This is a genomic window from Acinetobacter sp. YH16032 (genome assembly GCF_013417345.1).
Lineage (GTDB): Bacteria > Pseudomonadota > Gammaproteobacteria > Pseudomonadales > Moraxellaceae > Acinetobacter.
The window spans coordinates 242,524-262,311 of the sequence record NZ_VPEE01000003.1; the positions used below are offsets into that span (position 1 = coordinate 242,524).

The following is a 19,788-nucleotide window of genomic DNA, read 5'->3' on the forward strand; positions in this document are numbered from 1 at the left end:
TCACATGCCACACGTAGTGCTTTTCAATGAGGTCTTATTCCATGGAGAAAGTAAATGGTTCAGAACCCGCGTGAGGAAATGAATAACAAGACCATGAATGGGTTTCAGTGGTTTGTTATCGGTATCTGTATTTTATTAAATGTTATTGATGGCTTTGACGTTCTTGTCATGGCCTTTACTGCTGCATCTGTTTCTGCCGAGTGGGGACTGACTGGCGCTGAACTTGGTGCACTATTGAGTGCTGGCTTATTTGGTATGGGTGCTGGCTCACTATTTCTTGCACCTTGGGCTGACAAAATCGGTCGCCGCCCACTCATCTTACTTTGCCTACTTATCTCTGGAGTAAGTATGGTTGCAGCATCATTTGCTCAGACTGCAATGCAACTTGGCATGATGCGTTTTGTGACTGGTTTAGGCATCGGCGGTATTCTCGCAAGTAGTAATGTTATTGCAAGTGAGTACGCATCTCTGCGTTGGAGAAGTCTCGCAGTCAGCTTACAATGTACAGGTTACGCGATTGGTGCAACCGTTGGTGGGATTATTGCAATTGCGCTTATCAGCAATTTCGGATGGCGTGCAGTCTTCTTAACAGGTGGTTTAGCGACTTTATTCATGTTGGTCGTGTCTTATTTCACCTTACCAGAATCACTTGATTACCTTTTGGTTAAACAGCCAAAAAATGCTCTAGAACGTATTAATGTTTTAGCAAAGAAAATCAATATTACCCCATTACAGCAACTTCCTACGGTCACTATGACCAGCGAACAAGCAAAGAGTGGTTTGGCACGTTTGTTCAGCGCTAAATTGGCACTTCAAACGATTTGTATCTGGTTTAGCTTCTTCTTCGTTATGTTTGGTTTCTACTTCGTCATGAGTTGGACACCAAAAATCTTATCTGCAAATGGGATGACCACTGAACAAGGTGTAACAGCAGGTGTCCTGATTAGTGCTGGCGGTATGTTTGGTGCTGCGCTGTTAGGTCTGATTAGTTCACGTATCCGTATTTACTATGTTCAAGCGGCTTTCCTTGCCTTAACTGCAATCTTGATCTGGTTATTTGTGAACAGTACTGGTTCACTCATGATCGCTTTCATTCTTGCTTTATTCCTTGGCATGATGTCAAACGGATGTGTCGCAGGTCTATATGCGATGTCTCCTGCAATCTATGATGCTGATGTTCGTGCGACTGGTGTAGGTTATGCGATTGGTTTTGGTCGTGTAGGCGGTATTTTGTCTCCACTGGTAGCAGGTGCTTTCCTCGACAGTGGTATCTCATCACTTGTACTTTACGGTTATTATGCGTTGGCATTCGTTGCAGCCATTATCATGGTATTAAGCATTTCAAAACTCAAAAATAAAGAAACTGCACAATTGCATTTCCAACAACCAACATCTGCATAATCATTTTTTAAATACTTTAGAGCTAGACAAGACGTCTAGCTCCACTTTTCATATAGGGACAATAATGAGATTTTCTGCAATCTTTTTAGGGGTAATTGCGTCTGGATTTCTATCAACAACGCAAGCAAATTCATTTATAGATGATTCATCAGTCAATCTAACAGCTCGCAATTTTTATTTTGATCGCGCATATACACAAGATGCATCAGGTAAAGATCAGAAAGACTGGGCTCAAGGTTTTATCTTTAAAGCTAATTCAGGCTATACACCAGGTACCTTAGGACTAGGTTTAGACATTATGGCACTGGCAGGTTTTAATCTTTTAGGCAGTGATGCCGACGATTATGCAGCTTCGGGATTACTGCCAACCAGTCCATCAGGTAAAGCTGATCAGTATGGAGAAATTCGCTGGACGGCAAAAGCGAAAGTGGGCAAATCGACTTTACATGGGGGTACACTCGCACCAATGTTCCCTGTTTTGTTCTCTTCACCAGCTCGTTTATTCCAGCAAAATTATCGAGGTACACATCTTCAAATCAATGAAGTGGATAATTTGAAAATTCATGCCCTGTATGTGGATCGTGTGAATCAACGTGATTCAACAGATTATGAAAAAATTAAAGTTGGCAATCCTAATAATCGATTTAAGACTGCTGCCGAATCATCTGGCTTACACATGCTTGGTGCTGAATATAAATTTAACGATCAAATTAGTGCGCAACTCTTTCATGCCACCCTTCATGATGTTTATCACCAAAATTTCATTGGTGCAAAAAGCAAACATGATATAGGTATTGGGCATTTATTAGGGGATGTACGCCTGTTTGTGAGTGAAGACTCAGGTGAAGCTCGTGCAGGACATATTGAAAATCAACATTTGAGCGGTATTTTTGGGCTTAACCGTAACAATCATACTTTCAGTTTGGGCTATATGCAGTCTTTTAGTGATACAGCTCTTCCGACCTTAGCGGGTTCAGAGCCAGCAGTGTTCTTAGATAGTATGAGTGCTGATTTCACCAACATTAATGAAAAAGTCTATCACGCACGTTATGACTATGACTTTAAAGACACTTCATTGAAAGGTCTAAAGTTTATGACTCGTTATAGTAAAGGCGATGATATTGAAATTCGTAACACCGACAATCAGACGTTTGAACAAGATGCTCTTGATTTCGAGCTCAGCTATCGTGTTCCAACGGGTAAACTCGAAGGTTTAAATATTCGTACACGTTATAGTCGCTACCGTAACGATATCCCACCAGTAGGTATGGCATTTAAGTCGGATGACGAAATGCGTGTCAACATTGATTACACTTGGAAATTTAAATAAAACAAAGTTAAAGGGAGTTCAACGGAACTCCCTTTAACACAAATACCTTTCATCGATCACAGCTCATATTTTAATTTCACATCCATTTCACAAGATTGCCAGTAGATTAAAAAATAAGAATAAATTAGTGGATTGAGATCATGAAACACGTCAAAAAAATTGTGGCTGCGACATTGAGCCTTCCTCTACTCTTTTTATCAGGCTGTGCAAGCATCCCAAGTTACTCTGATGATTATGCTCAAGCAAGATCGACAGTTCAAGGCATCACCATGACGCCTGCCAAAGCTCAAGATATAGGGGTTCGTTTTACCAGTGCATTCAATACCTTAGGTACACCTGAATTCACTAACCGAGCAAGCAATCTGTATGCTGACAGTTTATATATCAATGACACACTTTCACAATTTAGTAAGCGTGAAAATCTAGTCGAACATTTCAAAGGTATGAACAACCGTGTCAGTAATGTTTCAGTCAAATTGCTCAACACATCACATTTTGACGACTCAGCCTATGTGCATTGGCGTATGGCATATGATTTTAAAATCTTCGGTACAACTCGAAGCATGGAATCACATGGAATCAGTGAAATAAAAATCAATGAGCAAGACAAAATTGTGTTCCAACAAGACTTTTGGGACCCAGCTGATGGCTTATTTCGCTCACTACCATATGCTGGAGGGTTATACGCATGGTTATTACCTTTCAAAAAATCGCAATAATGACCCTCTCTGCTTTGAGTCTATTCTTCTTACCACTCGCGCATGCACAAAGTGTGCGTGAGTGTGGTCAAGGAGACCTCAAAGTCGGACAAAAAAATGTCGGTAAAGCAACTTATTTCGCTCAAAATTGTCAAAGCACTTGGAAGAATCAAGATATTCGCATGGACTTTGCTTATACTCAAAATATTCCAGAATGGGCTTTTAAAAAGGCTGCAACGCACTTTCTCAAACGAAATGTCAAACAAGCCAATACGTTGAAACAGCTTGACCAGATCACACAATTGTATCAACCCGTTCGATCTGGTGATATTTACAGTCTAAGCTATACCCATACGACCCAGACTTTAACTTTGAGTCTAAATCAAAAAATTTTGGGTAAAGTTCAATACATGAATGCCAATGATTATTTTAATATTTGGCTGGGTTCGTCTCCATTTAGTGATACTTTAAAAAAGCAATTATTGGACTAATCGTGTCGCCATGACTAAACATTTTATTTTAATGGTCGAAGATCATTACGAACTTGCTTCAACATTATGTGAATTTTTAGAAGAGCATAATTTTGTGGTTGATCATGCGCGTAATTTGGATGTGGCACGTCAACTGCTCAAGCAACATCCTTATCATATTCTACTGTTAGATATTAATTTACCTGACGGTACAGGGTATGACCTGTGTGAATGGCTTCGCAATGAACAGGGACTCGACCTCCCGGTACTGATGCTGACTGCTCGTGATACTTTGGATGATAAATTAAAAGGTTTCCGAGCAGGTACAGATGATTATTTAGTCAAACCATTTGATTTTAATGAATTGGTTTATCGTGTTCGTGCACTGATCAAACGCTCATTAGGAGAAGTATCTAACAGCCAAATCAAAATTCACGATCTTACATTAGACCCTGCTTTACAGCAAATCACACGTGCAGGTCAAATGATCGATCTGCCACCTATTCAATTCAAACTTTTAAAATTACTTATGCGAAACTCACCTAAAGTGCTCACTAAACAGGAGATCATGCTTGAGTTATGGGGGGATGAAGAACCAGAAAGCGATGCACTCAGAAGCCATATCTATAATTTAAGAAAAATGGTCGATAAGCCGTTTGAACAAAAATTAATACACACCGTTTCAGGGGTAGGTCTAAAGATCGCAGTTGAATAAAATTAGTTACTACTGAATTCGCACTTCAGATCAAATTCCCCCAAATACACTATTTTGGAGGCTGATCATTCAAGTAAACGACCACAATCAGTCCTGAACTGAGTGACAAGTCAACTTTTGGATGAGTCATCAAATAGTATTCACGATCAAATAACTCTACTCTCCAGCCAAGTTGTTTACATAATTTTTGAACCAGTTGTAGCCCGATACCATGACCTTTGATATCGAGTTGCAGCTGCTGATTCGTTAGTTCTTGCACCTTAGAGTTATTCGGTAAATCAATCCCGATCCCATTATCTGCGACCAACACTTTATTTTTTTCGAGAATGACATTAATGCTTGTACCTTGAGAGTAATTCAATGCATTTCTTAAAATATTGCTAAACACCATTTTTGTCATCGATGGATATAAATGACGTTTGACCTCATTAACTTCGATGTTTAAATCGATACTCATTCCTTTTGCCAAACTGACACTATTCAAGTCACTTACAACATCTTGAAGCAGTTCTGATAAGCGTGTTTTTTCACTTTGTAAATTGCTTGTGGTATTTCGAGCAATCGCCAAAAGTGTATCGACCAATAACTGCATATCTTCGATTGTGTTTTGCAATCGAGTAAAAGATTTGTTATCACCATAACGGGCCTGACAAAGTTGTACATTTCCCTTCAATATTGTGAGCGGTGTTCGAAGTTCATGACTAACATCGCCAGTAAACTCTCTTTCACGCTGAATGAATTCGCTTAAAACTTGATGATATTTTTCAAGTGCTTGCTTGAGATATTCAGCCTCCAAATTAGAATCTGTTTTAATTTCTTTAAATGGTGATGCTCGATTATTCTGATGTTCCCAATCGATATGTTCGAGTGCATTGGCTAAGCGTGTGATGGGCGAAAAAAAGCGGCGTGCACGGCGATTCCACCACCACAGCACACTGTATAGCAAAAATAAGCTGACCATGAGTGGCGCTAAACCAAACAGCCAAATAAGCTTATTAACATTACTTTCACCAAACACTAAAAAAACGTGTTCACCATTGCGTGTCCCATAAACCGTCATCCGGTCTTTACCATCGATATAGTGTCGATGTACACCCGATTGGAGTTTTAAATTACGAAATTCAGAGGGGGCTAACTCGTCATCGGACCAACGATATCCATATAAATTTTTAGTGTCGGGTAAAGCAGCTTCTGGATTACGCTCCATACGCTGCCAGTAATGCTCCATCTCCTGTTCGAGCGCTGTGGTCAGCAATGTTCCTTTAATGACCCAAGCACTGCAACCAATCCCAATCACAATAGACAAGGCAATAAGACCAATTTGTAGCCAATAATAGCGGTTAAACACCTCACCCAAAGGATGATCGCGTTTATCCCTAAATAGCCTCATCATGGACATGTACCCTCTTCACCTTATCGCTAAGCTTAGTTTGAACTTCAAACAGCTCGCTTCTTAAACAAATAATGGCCAATCACCCACTCACGACCTTTGTCATAACCAAATAGTTCTGCACAAGCCATGAAAAAGATTCTCCAACGTTGCCACCAGATTTCCGCATCTTGACCATAAGTTTGCTTAAATAGTGGTTTAAGTAAGTCCTTTTTTTGGTCCATATTATTTAACCATGCATTGGCTGTATGTTCATACTGTTGTCCAGACCATTGCCATTGGTTTTCTAACTGTAAATGATCCTGAAAGTGCAGGAAAGTCGAAACAGCAGGCATTAAACCGCCTGTAAAAAAATATTTAGACATCCAGTCATAATCATTTTTAACTTCAAATGGATAGTGAATAAATCGATGGCAGAAAATATGACACCACAATAAACCATCTGCTTTGAGCCACTGGCTAATATTGGCAAATAATCGCTGATAGTTTCGAACATGCTCAAACATTTCAACGGATACAACACGATCAAAAGAGTTTTGCTCCAACTCGAGTTGATTTACATCACAGGTGATGACTGTCAAATTGTTAAATTGCTTTTCTTTGGCTTGTTGTTGAATGTGAAGACGTTGAGTATTGGAGTTTGATACTACCGTAATGTTGGCATTTGGATAATGCTCTGCCATATACAAACTGAGTGATCCCCAACCACAGCCTATTTCTAAGATGTCCTGACCATCTTGTAATTGCGCACGTTCACAGTAGACCTGCAGGGCATTTTCCTCAGCTTGATCTAAACTGGTTTTAGCATCATGGAATAAACTGGCACTGTACTTTAAACGCTTGCCCAACACGGCCTGAAAGAATGCTGTAGGCAATTCATAATGTTGTTCATTTGCCTTGTCTGTATCAATCGCGATTTCACTTTTTTTCAAGTCTCTTAATACATCCATATAACGCTGTGAAGCGAATACAGGGTCAAAACGACCTTCTTGCTCAAGACGTTTTTTGCAAAGTGCTTGGATACCAAGACGAATAACTTGATCTGGAACTTTGCCACTTTCAATGAGTTTTAACGATTGTTGAACGATTGAATCCATGTAATTACCTACTTTTTCGGTGGCCAAGGAAGAAACATTGATGTTTTTTGTTGGTACATCTTGTAGTTTGCACCACGATTTTTGAGCGCTTGCTGTTCACTAAATGGAATACCCGTGATGTAGTACAAAAAGAGCCACATCAACACCGGATAGATCCACAACCAAGGCGTTCCCGCCGCTATACCTAAGATTGGATAAGCAAACCAATGTATCCATTCAAAAAAGTAATTCGGATGGCGTGAATATTTCCATAACCCTTGATCCATCGTTTTGCCACGATTATTCGGGTTCAATTTAAATTGATACAACTGATGATCTGCGAGTGCCTCACCAATAAATGCAACCAGCATGATTAATCCTGAAATCATCAGCAGCAGTTCTGTCGAGTTACTCCACTGCATCGCAGGTATACTGAGCAATTTGATCATTGGATATGAGAATAAGGAGATCAACCCAGCCTGAAATAGAAAAAAGAGAAGAAAACCTAAATGTTGAAAGTCTCCCATCGCACGGCGCATATTGGCATAACGCGTGTCCTCAGCATCTTCTCGGATATATCGTCTGAATAAATGCCATGCTAAACGGAGGAACCAAAGACCACTCGCGATCGCTAGAAAAATGCGAACAGATGTAGGGGCTTCATTCATTACATTTGCTGCGATGAGGACATTTAAAGCTATTCCAAAGCTCCAAATGACATCGACTAAACCTGCACGATGATTAAATGTCACCCAAATCCATGCACAAAGCATCAGGAAAACATTCATCACAAATAAATTGAGCAACATCGAGGTGTCCTCTCACTGATTTAGTATGGACTTGCTTCAAACAATAAGTGCACATCACTAATGACGCCTTCGAGAAAACCTCCTTCGCAATAACATAAATAAAAATCCCACATGCGAATAAAGTTTTCATCAAAGCCCAGTGCTAAAACTTGCTCACGCTGTTGTAGAAAACGTTCACGCCAGCAGTGAATCGTTTGTGCATAACTTAAACCAATATCTTCAAGATGCTTTAGACGTAATTTTTGTTCTGATGCAACGTTGGTCATCACGCTGATACAAGGAATAAAACTACCTGGGAAAATGTATCTTTTGATGTAATCGACCGTACTCAATGCCTTTTCATATCGCGCATCTTCAATGGTGATGGCTTGAATAAGCGCCAAACCATTAGGTTTTAACAGCTGTCTACACTTTTCAAAATATGTCGATAGATATTGAGCACCAACGGCTTCAATCATTTCAATTGAAACCAATTTATCGAATTTACCTTCAAGTAAACGATAATCTTTTAATTTAACTTCAACACGATGAGACAGACCCGCAGCGTCAATTCTAGCTTTAGCTTCGTCATATTGAGCTTGAGAAATGGTAATAGTAGTCACTTTACAACCATAGTTTTGCGCAGCATAGATCGCAAAACCACCCCATCCACTGCCAATTTCAACCAAATGATCCATGGGTTGAAGTTTCAATTTTTGGCATATGATTTCTTTTTTATAATCGGATGCTTGTTCCAAAGTCATGAATTGATCTTTGAATACCGCGCTGGAGTACATCATGCTTGGATCAAGAAATAACTTAAAAAAGTCATTACTTAAATCATAATGCTCAGCAATATTTTTGCGACTACCTTCCAATGAGTTTTTACGCGATGCATACCAAGTTTTGAGCAAGAGTTGACTTGCCTTTGCTAAGGCACTTTGGTTCATACGATCTAAAATATCGCGATTTCTCGCAAGAATTCGCACAATCTTCACTAAATCTGGTGTCGTCCAATATCCTTGAATGAAACCTTCTGCTGCACCAAGAACCCCATGACGAAAAAGTAGATCCATCAACTTTGCATCATGGACCTCAATTACGGCGTCTAAATCACTCACCTCACCGACTGAACCCTCCCAAATCCCTTTAAAATGAATTTGGCCGTGTTTTAATTTCAGTAAATGACGTAACACCAGCGGTAGTGAAGATTGCTCTCCCATTAACAATGATTTCATATCACAGCTTGTCCTTCGTTTTATTGGGATGCCGATAAAATGGAACTCTATTTATCCAAAGCTTAAAGGCATGATAATAAATACCTGCAACCATCTTGATCGGCTCAAATAGTTTAAAAACAGCATAGCGATGAAGTTGTGAAGGAAGTGTGATGGGGGTTAACTCAAAACGCATTGATGCATCGAATTGTAATTTTTCCTCTTTAAACAATTGCATAAGCACATAATTTTGTTTTTCAGCCAAACTAAACGTCCATTGATACTTCAGATCCATTGGCATGAAGGGTGACACGTGAAAAGCTTTGTCAAACTGGAAGTGGAAGCTCGTATATTCGGAATGCTGCTCCCCCCCGGTGCGACAATCGTGAACATATACCTGTCTTTCTAACCAGGGTGTATTGGTGATTTCACTGAGAATGAACTGTAATTTTTGCTGGGCATTAAATAGAAAATAAAAAACTACCGAATTAAATCTGAAGCCAAGCGTGCGCGGCAAAGCCAACACCCGAATTTCAGCGATCTGTATCTGTTCTTCTAAGGTATGCTCTTCCAATACATGCAGAACCTTCTCTCGAATCGTGCCTTGATAGTTTGCCAAGAAGTCATCAGGATTGAGGCTCAGCAAGTTCCATTTTTTCGTTGACCAAAGTATCGAAGTTTGCGCGAAGTGTTCGAGCTGTTCTGGATCAAACCACAAATACGTCAGCTGACTCTGAAAAGCATAAGGCTTAGGCAAGTAACGGCGATGACGAATGTCAGCAACTGCAATTGCAAGTGGATACAGCTGCATAAGTACTCCTAAGCGGCTTGATTTGATGAATTTAATAAGGCTTCAACCACCCATGACGCACTTCTTGCACCATCTTCATGAAAGCCCCATCCCCAATAAGCACCACAAAAATAGGTCCGATTTAAACCGTTAATTTCAGACCATCTTGACTGAGCTGCAATAGCTTCCGCATTAAATACAGGATGACGATAGTGACGCTGAACCCAGACTTTGTTTGGATCTAAATCAAAATTAGGATTTAATGTCGCAAAAATCTGAGTTTCACATTTCAAATTTTGTAGCTGATTCATCCAATAACTAAATCCATAATGGACACTATTTTGCTGAAATGGAGTGACTTGACCCGCTCTATTCGGTGTGACATGCACATGCCAACTTGCCCACTGACGTCTTGATTTTGGCATAATGCTGGTATCTGAATGCAACACCATATGATTGTCTTGATACTGAAACTTTTCTAATATTTCTGATTCTTTAACCGTTGGTTCAGCGAGCAACTTCAATGTGTCATCTGCATGACTTGCAAATACCACCCAATCAAACCGTTCAATCCCCTGTCCCGTTTCAATACTCACGTCATTTGCTGAGCGCTTAACTGACTTCACCTCTACTTTTTTAAAATGAATGTGCTTTGCTTGAGTTTGAATTGCACGAATATATTTAGAAGACCCACCTTTTACAGTTAACCATTGTGGTCGATCTTTGAGTTGCAACATACGATGATGTTGAAAAAAACTGACTACAAATTTATATGGAATTTGACCTGCTTGCTCTACTGGGCATGACCATAATGCACCACACATCGGATAGAGATGCTCTTGCCTAAACGCATCCGAGTATCCATGCTCGTTAAGATATTGCTCAATAGTGTAATGCGGGTCGGTCTCATCCACATCAAGATCTTTATTTGCTGCATAAAATCTGAATAAATCGGACAGCATCGCTCTAAAGCGGGTCTTTAAAAAATTCTGTGGTTTGAACAATAATGAGAATTTCTTGGAAGGGTTATATTGCAGTCCTGTGACCTGATTATTAACTGAAAACCCCATATCGCTGCTTTGAGCTTGTACACCAAGCTCCTTCAACATCTCACAAAATAAAGGATAGTTGTGTTCATTAAAAACAATGAATCCGCTATCCACTGCAACTTGCTCACCATCGATCTTTAATTGATGAGTATCAGTATGTCCCCCAAAATAATTATTCTTTTCAAATACGGTCACCTCATGCAACTTACTCAACTTCCAAGCTGTATAAAGTCCTGAAATACCCGATCCAATAATTGCAATTTTCATCTTGATTCCTTTGACTGAACTTGAGAATGTTGGCGTTTGGCCATTTTCGAACGCGTAATTTTACTTGCTTCATAGACTCGAGCTGGTATGGGTTTCATTCCCCAAACCAAGCCAAACCATGACATACATTTTAAGATGTAATAGGTCACATCGATCTGCCACCAATAGAACCCTTGGCGCGTACTTCCTGCATAAAAATGATGATTGTTGTGCCAGCCTTCACCAAGTGTAATTAGAGATAAAAATAAGTTGTTGCGACTATGATCATTCGTCTCAAAATCTCGGCTTCCATAATGGTGAGCCAGTGAGTTAATGCACAATGTGGCATGAATAAGCAGAACAGTTGAAATTGCGCCTCCCCATACCAATAACTGTAAACCACTGGTTCCCCAATGCGGCCACATCCAAGCAGCCCATTCCCCAAGACCATAAATTCCGATAGCCGTTATTAAGACGATCATCAAACTAAAACGATCTAACCAAATCAGCTCCGGAAACTTCAGCCAATCTTTAATGACACTTTTACGCGTTGAAAAATTATATTCATTTAAAAACCAACCAACATGGCTATACCAAAATCCATGCGTTGATGAATGTGGGTCTTGAGGAGTATCTGTATAACGATGATGATATCGATGATGTGCTGCCCACCATAATGGTCCACGCTGCGCACTCATTGTGCCAATTAAAATAAAGATAAATTGCAGCCATCTCGAAGTTTGAAAAGTTTTGTGTGACAAATAACGATGAAAAAAAGCCGTGATTGCGAACATGCGAATAAAATAAAAAAACAACATAAATGCAAAAGCAAACCAAGAAAACCCGACCCAAAACACTGCCAGACAAGCAAGATGCAGTAGGATAAAAGGAATTATTCTGAGCCATTGAATCTGTTTACTCTCAGAGGTCAATGCATCATGTGGTACGCTTACGGACCAACTATCCAGCCATTGCATGAGGCTTTTCAACATACAGTCATCCCAAACTAAGCAATCGATCTTTATGATTTAAATAAAGTGTAGTTCTTGATATATGAAGTTTATGTGAAGCACACGCTGTATCTTGAATTTCACGCTGAATCATTGAATTTAATATTAATTTAATTTCATCATATAAACTTAACTCACCCTCATTTTGACTACACAAATGCTGATCAATGAGCACTTCAACCCCTTTTATACCCTCGTTGAGTTACATGACTACACACTGATAAGCCAAACCAAAAAGGTATGTATCTCGATTCAACAAAATAATCATAGGCAAACCTATTGAATCTCGATATAAACTATAAGGAGAAATAAAAAAAACCAAGAATATTGATGAAAAAGTTGAGACAACGATGTCTGAAACGAATGTAGAAACTGTATCGGATTCTAAACGCGCCCCTGATTTAAGAATGGTGCAAATCAATCAAAATTATGTTGCTTGTGAAGAGTGCGATACTCTCTTTCGTAAATCCGATTTATATAAGAATGAACGTGCCTATTGTTCGGCTTGCGGTTCCGAGCTCTATCGTAAAATTCCAACATTTAACACACTGTTGGCCTTAGTCTGTACTGCGTTAATTATCTTTGCGATTGCCAATAGTTTTTCAATTGTTAAAGTTGAACTCCAAGGCATTTATTCAGAAACCACATTATTGGGTGCGGCTTGGGCAATGTTCGAGGCAGATCGTGCTTTTGTAGGCTTTCTTATTCTGATGACCACTTTTATTGTCCCCTTGGCCTACTTACTTCTGATGGGATATATTCTTTTGATGGCAATGTCCAATAAAAATATTATTGCAACCCAACAGTATGCATCACTTAAACTCGCATTACGGTCACTTTTTCAATTGAGAGCTTGGGGAATGGTTGAAGTATTTCTGATCGGCGTTTTGGTCACCTTAGTGAAATTAGTGGGTATGGTGGTTGTGATTCCTGGAATTGCCTTATGGGCATTTGCCATTTTAAGTGTCTTGTTGGTCTATTTGGTATCAATCAAAATCAAAGATCTATGGAGCGCAATTGATGGAAATCAAATCTCATGACCATCACTTCAACTCATACGAATCAACCCGATCAGATGAAGCATTCGCCACACCCTGTGCAGAAACCTGTCTCATTAGAAACGCTTGCACCGCGTGCAATTGATCTTGAGCTCACACTTTGTCATTGCTGTGGAACACTCAACCGCATGACATCTTTGTCTGCCATCGAACAAGCACGAAAATCCCGCTGTACTCGTTGTGATAGCCCATTACATACCCGTAAAACCCGAAGTTTAGAACGAACTTTAGCTTATTTAATTGCAGCAAGTATCCTTTATATACCAGCCAATGTTTTACCGATGACGATTACAGAATCTATTCTTGGTCGTCAACAAGACACGATTATGAGTGGAGTCATCTATTTCTGGAAAAGTGGTGACTATTTCGTTTCGTCCGTTATTTTTATTGCCAGTATATTTATTCCACTACTGAAATTGGTCATCCTTGCTCTCCTGCTCAGTGCTGTACATTTACAAGCCTCAAAAAAAATTCACCTCTCACCGAAGCATTGCTCGATCATGTATAGAGTCGTGGAGTTTATTGGCCGTTGGTCAATGATTGATGTTTTCGTTGTCGCCATGCTAGCAGCACTAATCCAAATTCAATCATTGGCAACTATTTTAGCAGGCACAGGTGCAGTCGCTTTTGGTGCAGTTGTGGTTTTGACCATGTTAGCCTCACTGAGTTTTGATCCTAGAATCATTTGGGACAACTATTACGTTTCAATTCTGAGTCAGCATGAAAAAAAAATGACGCTACAGAACATTGAGATTTACATAAAACCCTTTCACTTCTTGCTTGATCTTCATATGATGAAGCGTACAAACAACAACCACATTACGATTTAATAAGATCAATAACTATGTCAGAAAACCAATCGAGTAATGGTCATCCTCATGATGAACAAGTTCTGAGTCAGGTCGGTGTACCTGATAAGAAACGTAGCAAATGGAAACCTTCTCTCATTTGGATTATTCCAATTGTGGCATTACTCATTGCATTTTCATTAGCTCTCAAGGCGTATTTGAATACTGGTCCTGTTATTGAGGTTTCTTTTAGGACTGCAGAAGGCATTGAAGCTGGCAAAACTACAGTTCGTTATCGTCAAGTCAATGTGGGTCTAGTACGCGAAATTGACCTTTCGGAAGATCGGTCTCATATCATTGCTAAAATTGAACTTCGGAAAGATGCCAGTAATTTTGCCACGCAAGATTCACGTTTTTGGGTAGTGAGACCACGTATTGGTGCAAGTGGGGTTTCAGGTATCGATACTTTACTTTCTGGCGCATATATTGAAGTAGATGGCGGTAAATCAGATGTCAAAACCACTTCATTTAAAGGGCTAGAAACTCCACCCGTCGTGACTTCCGATGTTCCTGGAAAAATCTTTTTCTTAAAGGCACAAGATTTAGGTTCGCTCGATTTCGGTTCACCTATTTATTATCGAAGAATCAACGTTGGACAAGTAACCTCATACCACCTGGCTGATGATGGAAAAAGCGTTGAACTTCAAACTTTCATTAAGTCACCTTATGACAAATTTGTCACCACAGATGCGCGTTTCTGGCAAGCCAGTGGTGTAGATGTCAATTTGAATGCTTCGGGCTTTAGTTTAAACACACAATCTTTGGCAAGCATCATTTCGGGAGGGATCGCATTTGGTTATCCTGAAAATTCTGATGCAGCTCCTGCTCCGAATAAAATGAAATTTGAATTATTTGACTCTGAAAAGCTTGCGCTTAAAGAGCCTGATCTTAATCCAAGACGGATCGTAATGTATTTCAATGAGTCATTGCGAGGTTTATCAGTAGGAGCTCCAATTGATTTCATGGGTGTCGAAGTCGGTACTGTGAAAAAAATCAACACTGAGTTCTACAATAATCACTCGCAAATTCGAATGCGTGTTGATGCTGAAGTTTATCCTTCACGTATTGCTGGAGGTCATGAGTTGGACCCGCAAGGTACAGTATTCAAGCAATTTGTTGAGCGTGGTTGGCGAGCTCAAATGCGGACTGGCAATTTACTTACAGGTCAAAACTACATTAGCTTTGATCTTTTCCCTAAAGCTAAATATGCCACTGCAATCCGTCGAAATGATGGTGTAGTTGAAGTTCCAACAACTCCTACAGAATTAAAAGGCCTTCAAGCACAAGTGTCCCAAATCGCCGATAATGTATCTAAATTTCCATTGGTTGAAATTGGTCAGGACGTTCGTCAAACCTTGGCAAACTTAGATAAAACTATACAATCTTCAAAAAGTTTGGTCGATCAACTGGATGGCAAAGTTGCGCCTAATTTACAAGCCACTTTGGATGATGTTCGTAAAACAGTTCAGTCTTCTGAAACCATCTTGGCAAGTGATGCACCATTACAACAAGATCTACGTCGTGCTTTACAACAAATTACCCGTGCCGCAGCTTCATTGCAGTTAATGGCAGATCAAATAGAACAAAATCCTGAGTCATTGATTCGTGGAAAAACAGCGGAGCCGAAGAAAGATGACAGAGAATAAATTATTGAAATCTCAGCAACGCTGCTACCTAAAAGTCCTTTCAAGCTTGAGTGTTGGTTTGTTTGCACTCATCGTCAGTGGGTGCTCTTCATCCCCTACGCCTAAGTTCTATTCATTGAGCACTCAAACGCTAACATCATCTTCGTCAAATCAAAAAGTGAGGATGATTGAGGTGCTTCCTGTTGGATTATCCGATCGTTTAAACCGAATTCCATTGGTAATTCAACAAGAAAATGGGCAGGCTAAAGTATTGTTCGATGATCGTTGGACATCTACTTTATCGGCTGAATTGAGAGATGCTGTTTCTGCGCGTTTACAGCAAACATTAGGTGCAGTGGATCGTTATAATAGTGGTATGACTGGTGGACAAGCAGCTTATCGAATTGCCTTAGATTTTTCTAACTTTGATTTCATCGAAAAATCAAATCAGCAACGCTTTATGCTCATGAATGCGACTTGGACTTTAAGATATGATGATCCTAATCGCCCCTTATCCATACCCAAAAACGCTCAAACATTACCTCAACGTCATCAACTCAGTTGTCGGATGAGTTTTTATGAAGAAATTCCACAAAAAAATAAAGACTTAAACACTTTAGTCACTGTTTCGCAAAAAGCCATTGATCAACTTTCAATCAGTATTGCAAGTTCAGTCAAGCACTTAGAAAATAGGAATCAGCCGATTACTGGTGGGGTATGTAGTTAATTTTCATAAAAACTTGAGATTTCTTTTGAATCTGTTTTGAATACAGCAAAGCTCTGAGTTGTATTTAAAACATCTATCTTTGATAAATTGGTATATAATTTTTTAGATAAAGACATTCAACAATAGAATTCTTTCATAATTCATTTTTATGCAGTTCCATGTTATAGATTCCAGCAATTTAATTGAATCTTAAACCTAGTCTTTTGACTCGATTACGATATCGCGCCGCAAGGACTTTGAAGGCTTTCAAACTGCCGAATACATGTTCAATCCCAATTCTTCTTTATTGATTTCTCAATTGTAAACTTTTAGCTCGGGATCTAGTTTGCAGCATCTCTTTGCTTTTAGAGGCAATGAGCTATTTGGATACATTGCATAGATTCCATGATAGCCTTCATCTGCATGAATAAAAGCACCTTTAGGAATCGGATTCAAGTTGCGTTTGAAAAGCTCGAAATCATGTACAGCACCACGACTCGTGCATAAACTCAGAAATTGCTGTGTTCTATAATAGATAATGGCTTGAACTTTAAATGTATGTGCCTTCTTCTTGCCACTATAGCTTTTCTTCTGTTTTTTTAGGTCTTTATGTTGGAGTTGCTGTGGCATCTACGATCACCACGTTCCAGTCGATACCTTCGCCTTCAGGCAGACTCTCGGGTAAATTAAATAGATTGGACTTGATCAGGCAATCATCTACATCGTGGAAGATTTGTGAAGCAGTAGGCTCTGACACGCCAATAGCTAAGACGGAGTAAAGCCTGATTTTCTTCACTTAACTTGGATAGTCTACCTTTAGCAGGCACAAGCATTTTTAGTAGTTCAACCATTAAATCAATGGTTGACTATAAGATGCCTGTGTATCGCTTGAAATGTGTATCAAAAAGTTTCTTTCAGTTGATGATTTTAGTCCGCAAATTATGTATTAATATTTAGAAAAATAGATCAAATGTTAAACTTTAGATTAATAGATGAGTTTGTATCACACGTACATTTTATTCAGGCACGTAAATCATTCGGCCATCATTCAGTTTATAGGTTACCCCTGCCTTACTTCCTTCGCCCTCACCAATTTGACCTGTAGATTCATATTGTTTAAGTTCTTGTCCTTCTTTAAATGAAATTTTCATATTTTTTTCACCAGGATTTTCAATTACAACGACATTATTATTTGAAAATGGATTTAGCGGGTTTTGTACTACCAACATCATTAGAATCACAATAATAACTAAAAAAAGGTCAATCAAATTCACAACAGAAAGCATAGGATCATCACTTTCATCCTGTTCCAAAAATCGCATTAAGCTTCCCCTTGATGAAGACTTTCAAATTCTTTTTCATACTCACGTAATTCTTCAAGCAACCAACGACGTCGGATAACCAAAATATAAAAACATATAGAAGCCGAAACTAAAGATAAAATTACTGAAGAAAATGCCATCACCATATTCTGCCCCACTTGTTCAGCTTGACCTGAAGATAAAGCGAGTAATGCAGGACCCATTGGAATCATAGTTGCGATCAGTCCCAACATCGGTGCAGTTCGGGATACAATTCTTAGCCATTCCAAACGTTTAATAATCCAAAGTTCTAAATCATCAGTCGAGGCTTGAAATTGATTTTGTTCTGCATATTTCATCAAAATCGATCGATAACGTTTAGAGGTTCTGAACACGCATTCCATAATAAAGCTACCCAAAGAAACCAATGAAAAAATCAATGAGATAAGGATGAGCAACATCACAGGCCATAAGAAAAGTTTTGAAGCCTGATAAATCAAACTTTCGACTTCTAAAATTTGCATAAATTTCCTCTTATTTTTTTCGCTGTTGCATAAATTGTTTAAAAAAACCAAATCCAATCAATAAACTCAGTATGAAGGCACCAACCCAAGCATAATCTTGTACTTCCGACTTTTTCTGGACTTGTTCCAAAGCCTGACCTTTGACTTTCTGTTGTGCCTGATTCTGAGTATTTTTTTGATCTATTTTGGGTGTTTGTATTTCTATAGAAGATGGATGTTGATCTTGAGCAGACTGATTGGCATCGGCCGCTTTCAAAGTCTGTGTTGTTGGGTTTAAACCTTGTCCTATAGCTTGCTGATTTTGAGTATTTTGCTCATCGGCTGTGCGTTTTGTTTCAGATGAATTTTCAAGATTTACTTGATCAGTTACTACAGTCATCTGTGCATTTTTTTCTAGTGGTACACTGTCATTTTGCTTCAAAATACTTTGGGTAAATTCATTAAGCTTTTCAGACTCTAAAGGCAAATTCACTTGTTCTTGCAACGCTTGAATTTTTTCTGCAATTTCTCGTTTTGTCTCATCATCAGCTTGCCAATAATCTTGACGAATCGCTTCCGCCATACGATTTAATACTTGGAGTTGCGCAGATGGATTATGTTGTTTGAACCATTCATTTACACCAAGTTCGCGCTTATCTTGAACGTAAGTTTCATACATATCTTTCCATTGATCAGCACGGACAACTGAAGGGTCAGTCACATTCCAGCCATATAAATTATTGGTCATATTAATTACTTCCAATGTGCCAGCATAACCCTCCTTTTGCATACTTTTAATCCACTCAGGATTTAAATAACGGGTACGTAATTCATCTGACAAATAAGCTTTCAATGAGGTGACTTCAGCTTTATTTTGGCGTAAATCTGTAATGAGTAATTCCGGTGATTTCCCTTGAACGGAACGAATTGCCAAAGATAATCCACCTAAATATTCAAATGGATGATCTGTCGATAACACGCCATGCACATTTGAAGAACGTGACATAATGGCAACATCAACGCCTTTTAAATTTTCAGCGAATAGATTGACTGGTGCTTGCTCACCCCACGTTTTATCGCCATAGGCATATTGCAGATTATTTAAGAAGGTATTAGCTAATTCTTGATCATTTTCCCAATCATCATAGGACAAGGTTTTTTTCGTTAAACCTGAGCCATATTCTCCAGGTTCATTACTAAAAATTTTAAGTTGTGATAACGCTTTAGCTCGTTCAGGATCAACTTTTTGAGCAATTAATGATTGCTGTATCTGTTGTGAATTTTGATAAAGCTGATTATTGGGTTCATTTAGCGCTGAAAGTTTTGCCATTGCACCAGCAAGTAGACGCATAAAACCATCAAATTGATCTCGATAAACACTGGTGGCTTGAATCACAACATCCACACGTGGGCGCTTGAGCTCTTGTTGTGGAATAATGTTAGGACTTACGCATTGACGGATTCAAAAAAGTATTAAAATACTTTATAAAGTATCTGTGATCAGACGAATTAAACATGCTTCTACAGCAACTTGTACATTACCCATTTATATGGGCTTTCTCATGAC

The 19,788-nt window shown here is 39.1% G+C and carries 21 protein-coding genes; 9 read left to right on the top strand and 12 right to left on the bottom strand.

The window, feature by feature from the left end; genetic code table 11:
* Positions 1-54 precede the first annotated feature (54 nt).
* The 5 genes from FTV32_RS04260 (at position 55) to FTV32_RS04280 (ending at position 4,614) form a co-directional block, all read left to right on the top strand.
* Positions 55-1,401, top strand: a complete 1,347-nt coding sequence (locus FTV32_RS04260; protein ID WP_035269629.1) for an MFS transporter — start codon at positions 55-57, stop codon at positions 1,399-1,401.
* A 64-nt stretch (positions 1,402-1,465) separates the two neighbouring features.
* Entirely contained in the window at positions 1,466-2,731 is a 1,266-nt protein-coding gene (locus tag FTV32_RS04265) for an OprD family outer membrane porin (RefSeq protein ID WP_180028017.1), read from the top strand.
* A 140-nt stretch (positions 2,732-2,871) separates the two neighbouring features.
* Positions 2,872-3,450, top strand: a complete 579-nt coding sequence (locus FTV32_RS04270; protein ID WP_180028018.1) for a nuclear transport factor 2 family protein — start codon at positions 2,872-2,874, stop codon at positions 3,448-3,450.
* Entirely contained in the window at positions 3,420-3,920 is a 501-nt protein-coding gene (locus FTV32_RS04275) for a chalcone isomerase family protein (RefSeq protein WP_180028019.1), read from the top strand. The genes FTV32_RS04270 and FTV32_RS04275 overlap by 31 nt, the downstream gene beginning before the upstream one ends.
* A 10-nt stretch (positions 3,921-3,930) precedes the next feature.
* Positions 3,931-4,614, top strand: coding sequence for a response regulator transcription factor (locus FTV32_RS04280; RefSeq protein ID WP_180028020.1), 684 nt, complete (start codon positions 3,931-3,933; stop codon positions 4,612-4,614).
* A 49-nt stretch (positions 4,615-4,663) separates the two neighbouring features.
* Here the strand turns inward: FTV32_RS04280 and FTV32_RS04285 are convergent, their stop codons facing one another.
* The 7 genes from FTV32_RS04285 to FTV32_RS04315 are packed head-to-tail and all read right to left on the bottom strand — an operon-like array spanning position 4,664 to position 12,162.
* Positions 4,664-6,007, bottom strand: coding sequence for a HAMP domain-containing sensor histidine kinase (locus tag FTV32_RS04285; protein ID WP_180028021.1), 1,344 nt, complete (start codon positions 6,005-6,007; stop codon positions 4,664-4,666).
* A gap of 44 nt (positions 6,008-6,051) precedes the next feature.
* Positions 6,052-7,101 carry a cyclopropane-fatty-acyl-phospholipid synthase family protein gene (locus tag FTV32_RS04290; RefSeq protein WP_180028022.1) on the bottom strand — a complete coding sequence of 350 codons (1,050 nt, stop codon included), beginning with the start codon at positions 7,099-7,101 and terminating at the stop codon, positions 6,052-6,054.
* A gap of 8 nt (positions 7,102-7,109) precedes the next feature.
* Complete coding sequence (locus tag FTV32_RS04295) at positions 7,110-7,889, bottom strand: DUF1295 domain-containing protein (RefSeq protein WP_180028023.1); 780 nt, start codon at positions 7,887-7,889, stop codon at positions 7,110-7,112.
* A 20-nt stretch (positions 7,890-7,909) separates the two neighbouring features.
* Positions 7,910-9,106: a cyclopropane-fatty-acyl-phospholipid synthase family protein gene (locus FTV32_RS04300; protein WP_180028024.1), complete on the bottom strand. Its 1,197-nt coding sequence runs from the start codon at positions 9,104-9,106 to the stop codon at positions 7,910-7,912.
* Position 9,107: 1 nt separating this feature from the next.
* Positions 9,108-9,896 (bottom strand): DUF1365 domain-containing protein, encoded by a 789-nt coding sequence (locus FTV32_RS04305; RefSeq protein WP_180028025.1) that lies wholly within the window; start codon positions 9,894-9,896, stop codon positions 9,108-9,110.
* 8 nt (positions 9,897-9,904) lie between these two features.
* The gene (locus FTV32_RS04310; RefSeq protein ID WP_180028026.1) at positions 9,905-11,191 is read right to left on the bottom strand and encodes an NAD(P)/FAD-dependent oxidoreductase; all 1,287 of its coding nucleotides are present in this window, start codon (positions 11,189-11,191) and stop codon (positions 9,905-9,907) included.
* The gene (locus FTV32_RS04315; RefSeq protein WP_180028027.1) at positions 11,188-12,162 is read right to left on the bottom strand and encodes an acyl-CoA desaturase; all 975 of its coding nucleotides are present in this window, start codon (positions 12,160-12,162) and stop codon (positions 11,188-11,190) included. Before FTV32_RS04315 ends, FTV32_RS04310 begins: the two co-directional genes overlap by 4 nt.
* A gap of 425 nt (positions 12,163-12,587) precedes the next feature.
* Here FTV32_RS04315 and FTV32_RS04320 point away from each other — a divergent pair, with 425 nt between their 5' ends.
* From FTV32_RS04320 to FTV32_RS04335, 4 genes are read left to right on the top strand one after another with little or no spacing between them, the layout of a single operon-like run.
* A complete protein-coding gene (locus FTV32_RS04320) occupies positions 12,588-13,220 on the top strand; it encodes a paraquat-inducible protein A (protein ID WP_180028041.1) in 633 nt (210 codons plus the stop codon).
* Positions 13,221-13,255: 35 nt separating this feature from the next.
* On the top strand, positions 13,256-14,068 hold the full coding sequence (locus FTV32_RS04325) for a paraquat-inducible protein A (protein WP_180028042.1): 813 nt from the start codon (positions 13,256-13,258) through the stop codon (positions 14,066-14,068).
* A 14-nt stretch (positions 14,069-14,082) separates the two neighbouring features.
* Positions 14,083-15,732, top strand: a complete 1,650-nt coding sequence (locus tag FTV32_RS04330) for an intermembrane transport protein PqiB (protein WP_180028028.1) — start codon at positions 14,083-14,085, stop codon at positions 15,730-15,732.
* Positions 15,719-16,438: a membrane integrity-associated transporter subunit PqiC gene (locus tag FTV32_RS04335; RefSeq protein WP_180028029.1), complete on the top strand. Its 720-nt coding sequence runs from the start codon at positions 15,719-15,721 to the stop codon at positions 16,436-16,438. Before FTV32_RS04330 ends, FTV32_RS04335 begins: the two co-directional genes overlap by 14 nt.
* Before the next feature lie 294 nt (positions 16,439-16,732).
* Here the strand turns inward: FTV32_RS04335 and FTV32_RS04340 are convergent, their stop codons facing one another.
* The 5 genes from FTV32_RS04340 to FTV32_RS04360 all read right to left on the bottom strand — a co-directional run bounded on the left by FTV32_RS04340 (position 16,733) and on the right by FTV32_RS04360 (position 19,683).
* The gene (locus FTV32_RS04340) at positions 16,733-17,047 is read right to left on the bottom strand and encodes a transposase (protein ID WP_180028030.1); all 315 of its coding nucleotides are present in this window, start codon (positions 17,045-17,047) and stop codon (positions 16,733-16,735) included.
* The gene (locus FTV32_RS04345; protein ID WP_180028031.1) at positions 17,025-17,174 is read right to left on the bottom strand and encodes a hypothetical protein; all 150 of its coding nucleotides are present in this window, start codon (positions 17,172-17,174) and stop codon (positions 17,025-17,027) included. The genes FTV32_RS04340 and FTV32_RS04345 overlap by 23 nt, the downstream gene beginning before the upstream one ends.
* 259 nt (positions 17,175-17,433) lie before the next feature.
* Positions 17,434-17,739, bottom strand: a complete 306-nt coding sequence (locus FTV32_RS04350; RefSeq protein WP_092768927.1) for a DUF2149 domain-containing protein — start codon at positions 17,737-17,739, stop codon at positions 17,434-17,436.
* On the bottom strand, positions 17,739-18,242 hold the full coding sequence (locus tag FTV32_RS04355) for a MotA/TolQ/ExbB proton channel family protein (protein WP_092768924.1): 504 nt from the start codon (positions 18,240-18,242) through the stop codon (positions 17,739-17,741). Before FTV32_RS04355 ends, FTV32_RS04350 begins: the two co-directional genes overlap by 1 nt.
* A gap of 10 nt (positions 18,243-18,252) precedes the next feature.
* On the bottom strand, positions 18,253-19,683 hold the full coding sequence (locus FTV32_RS04360; protein ID WP_180028043.1) for a cobaltochelatase subunit CobN: 1,431 nt from the start codon (positions 19,681-19,683) through the stop codon (positions 18,253-18,255).
* Positions 19,684-19,788 lie beyond the last annotated feature (105 nt).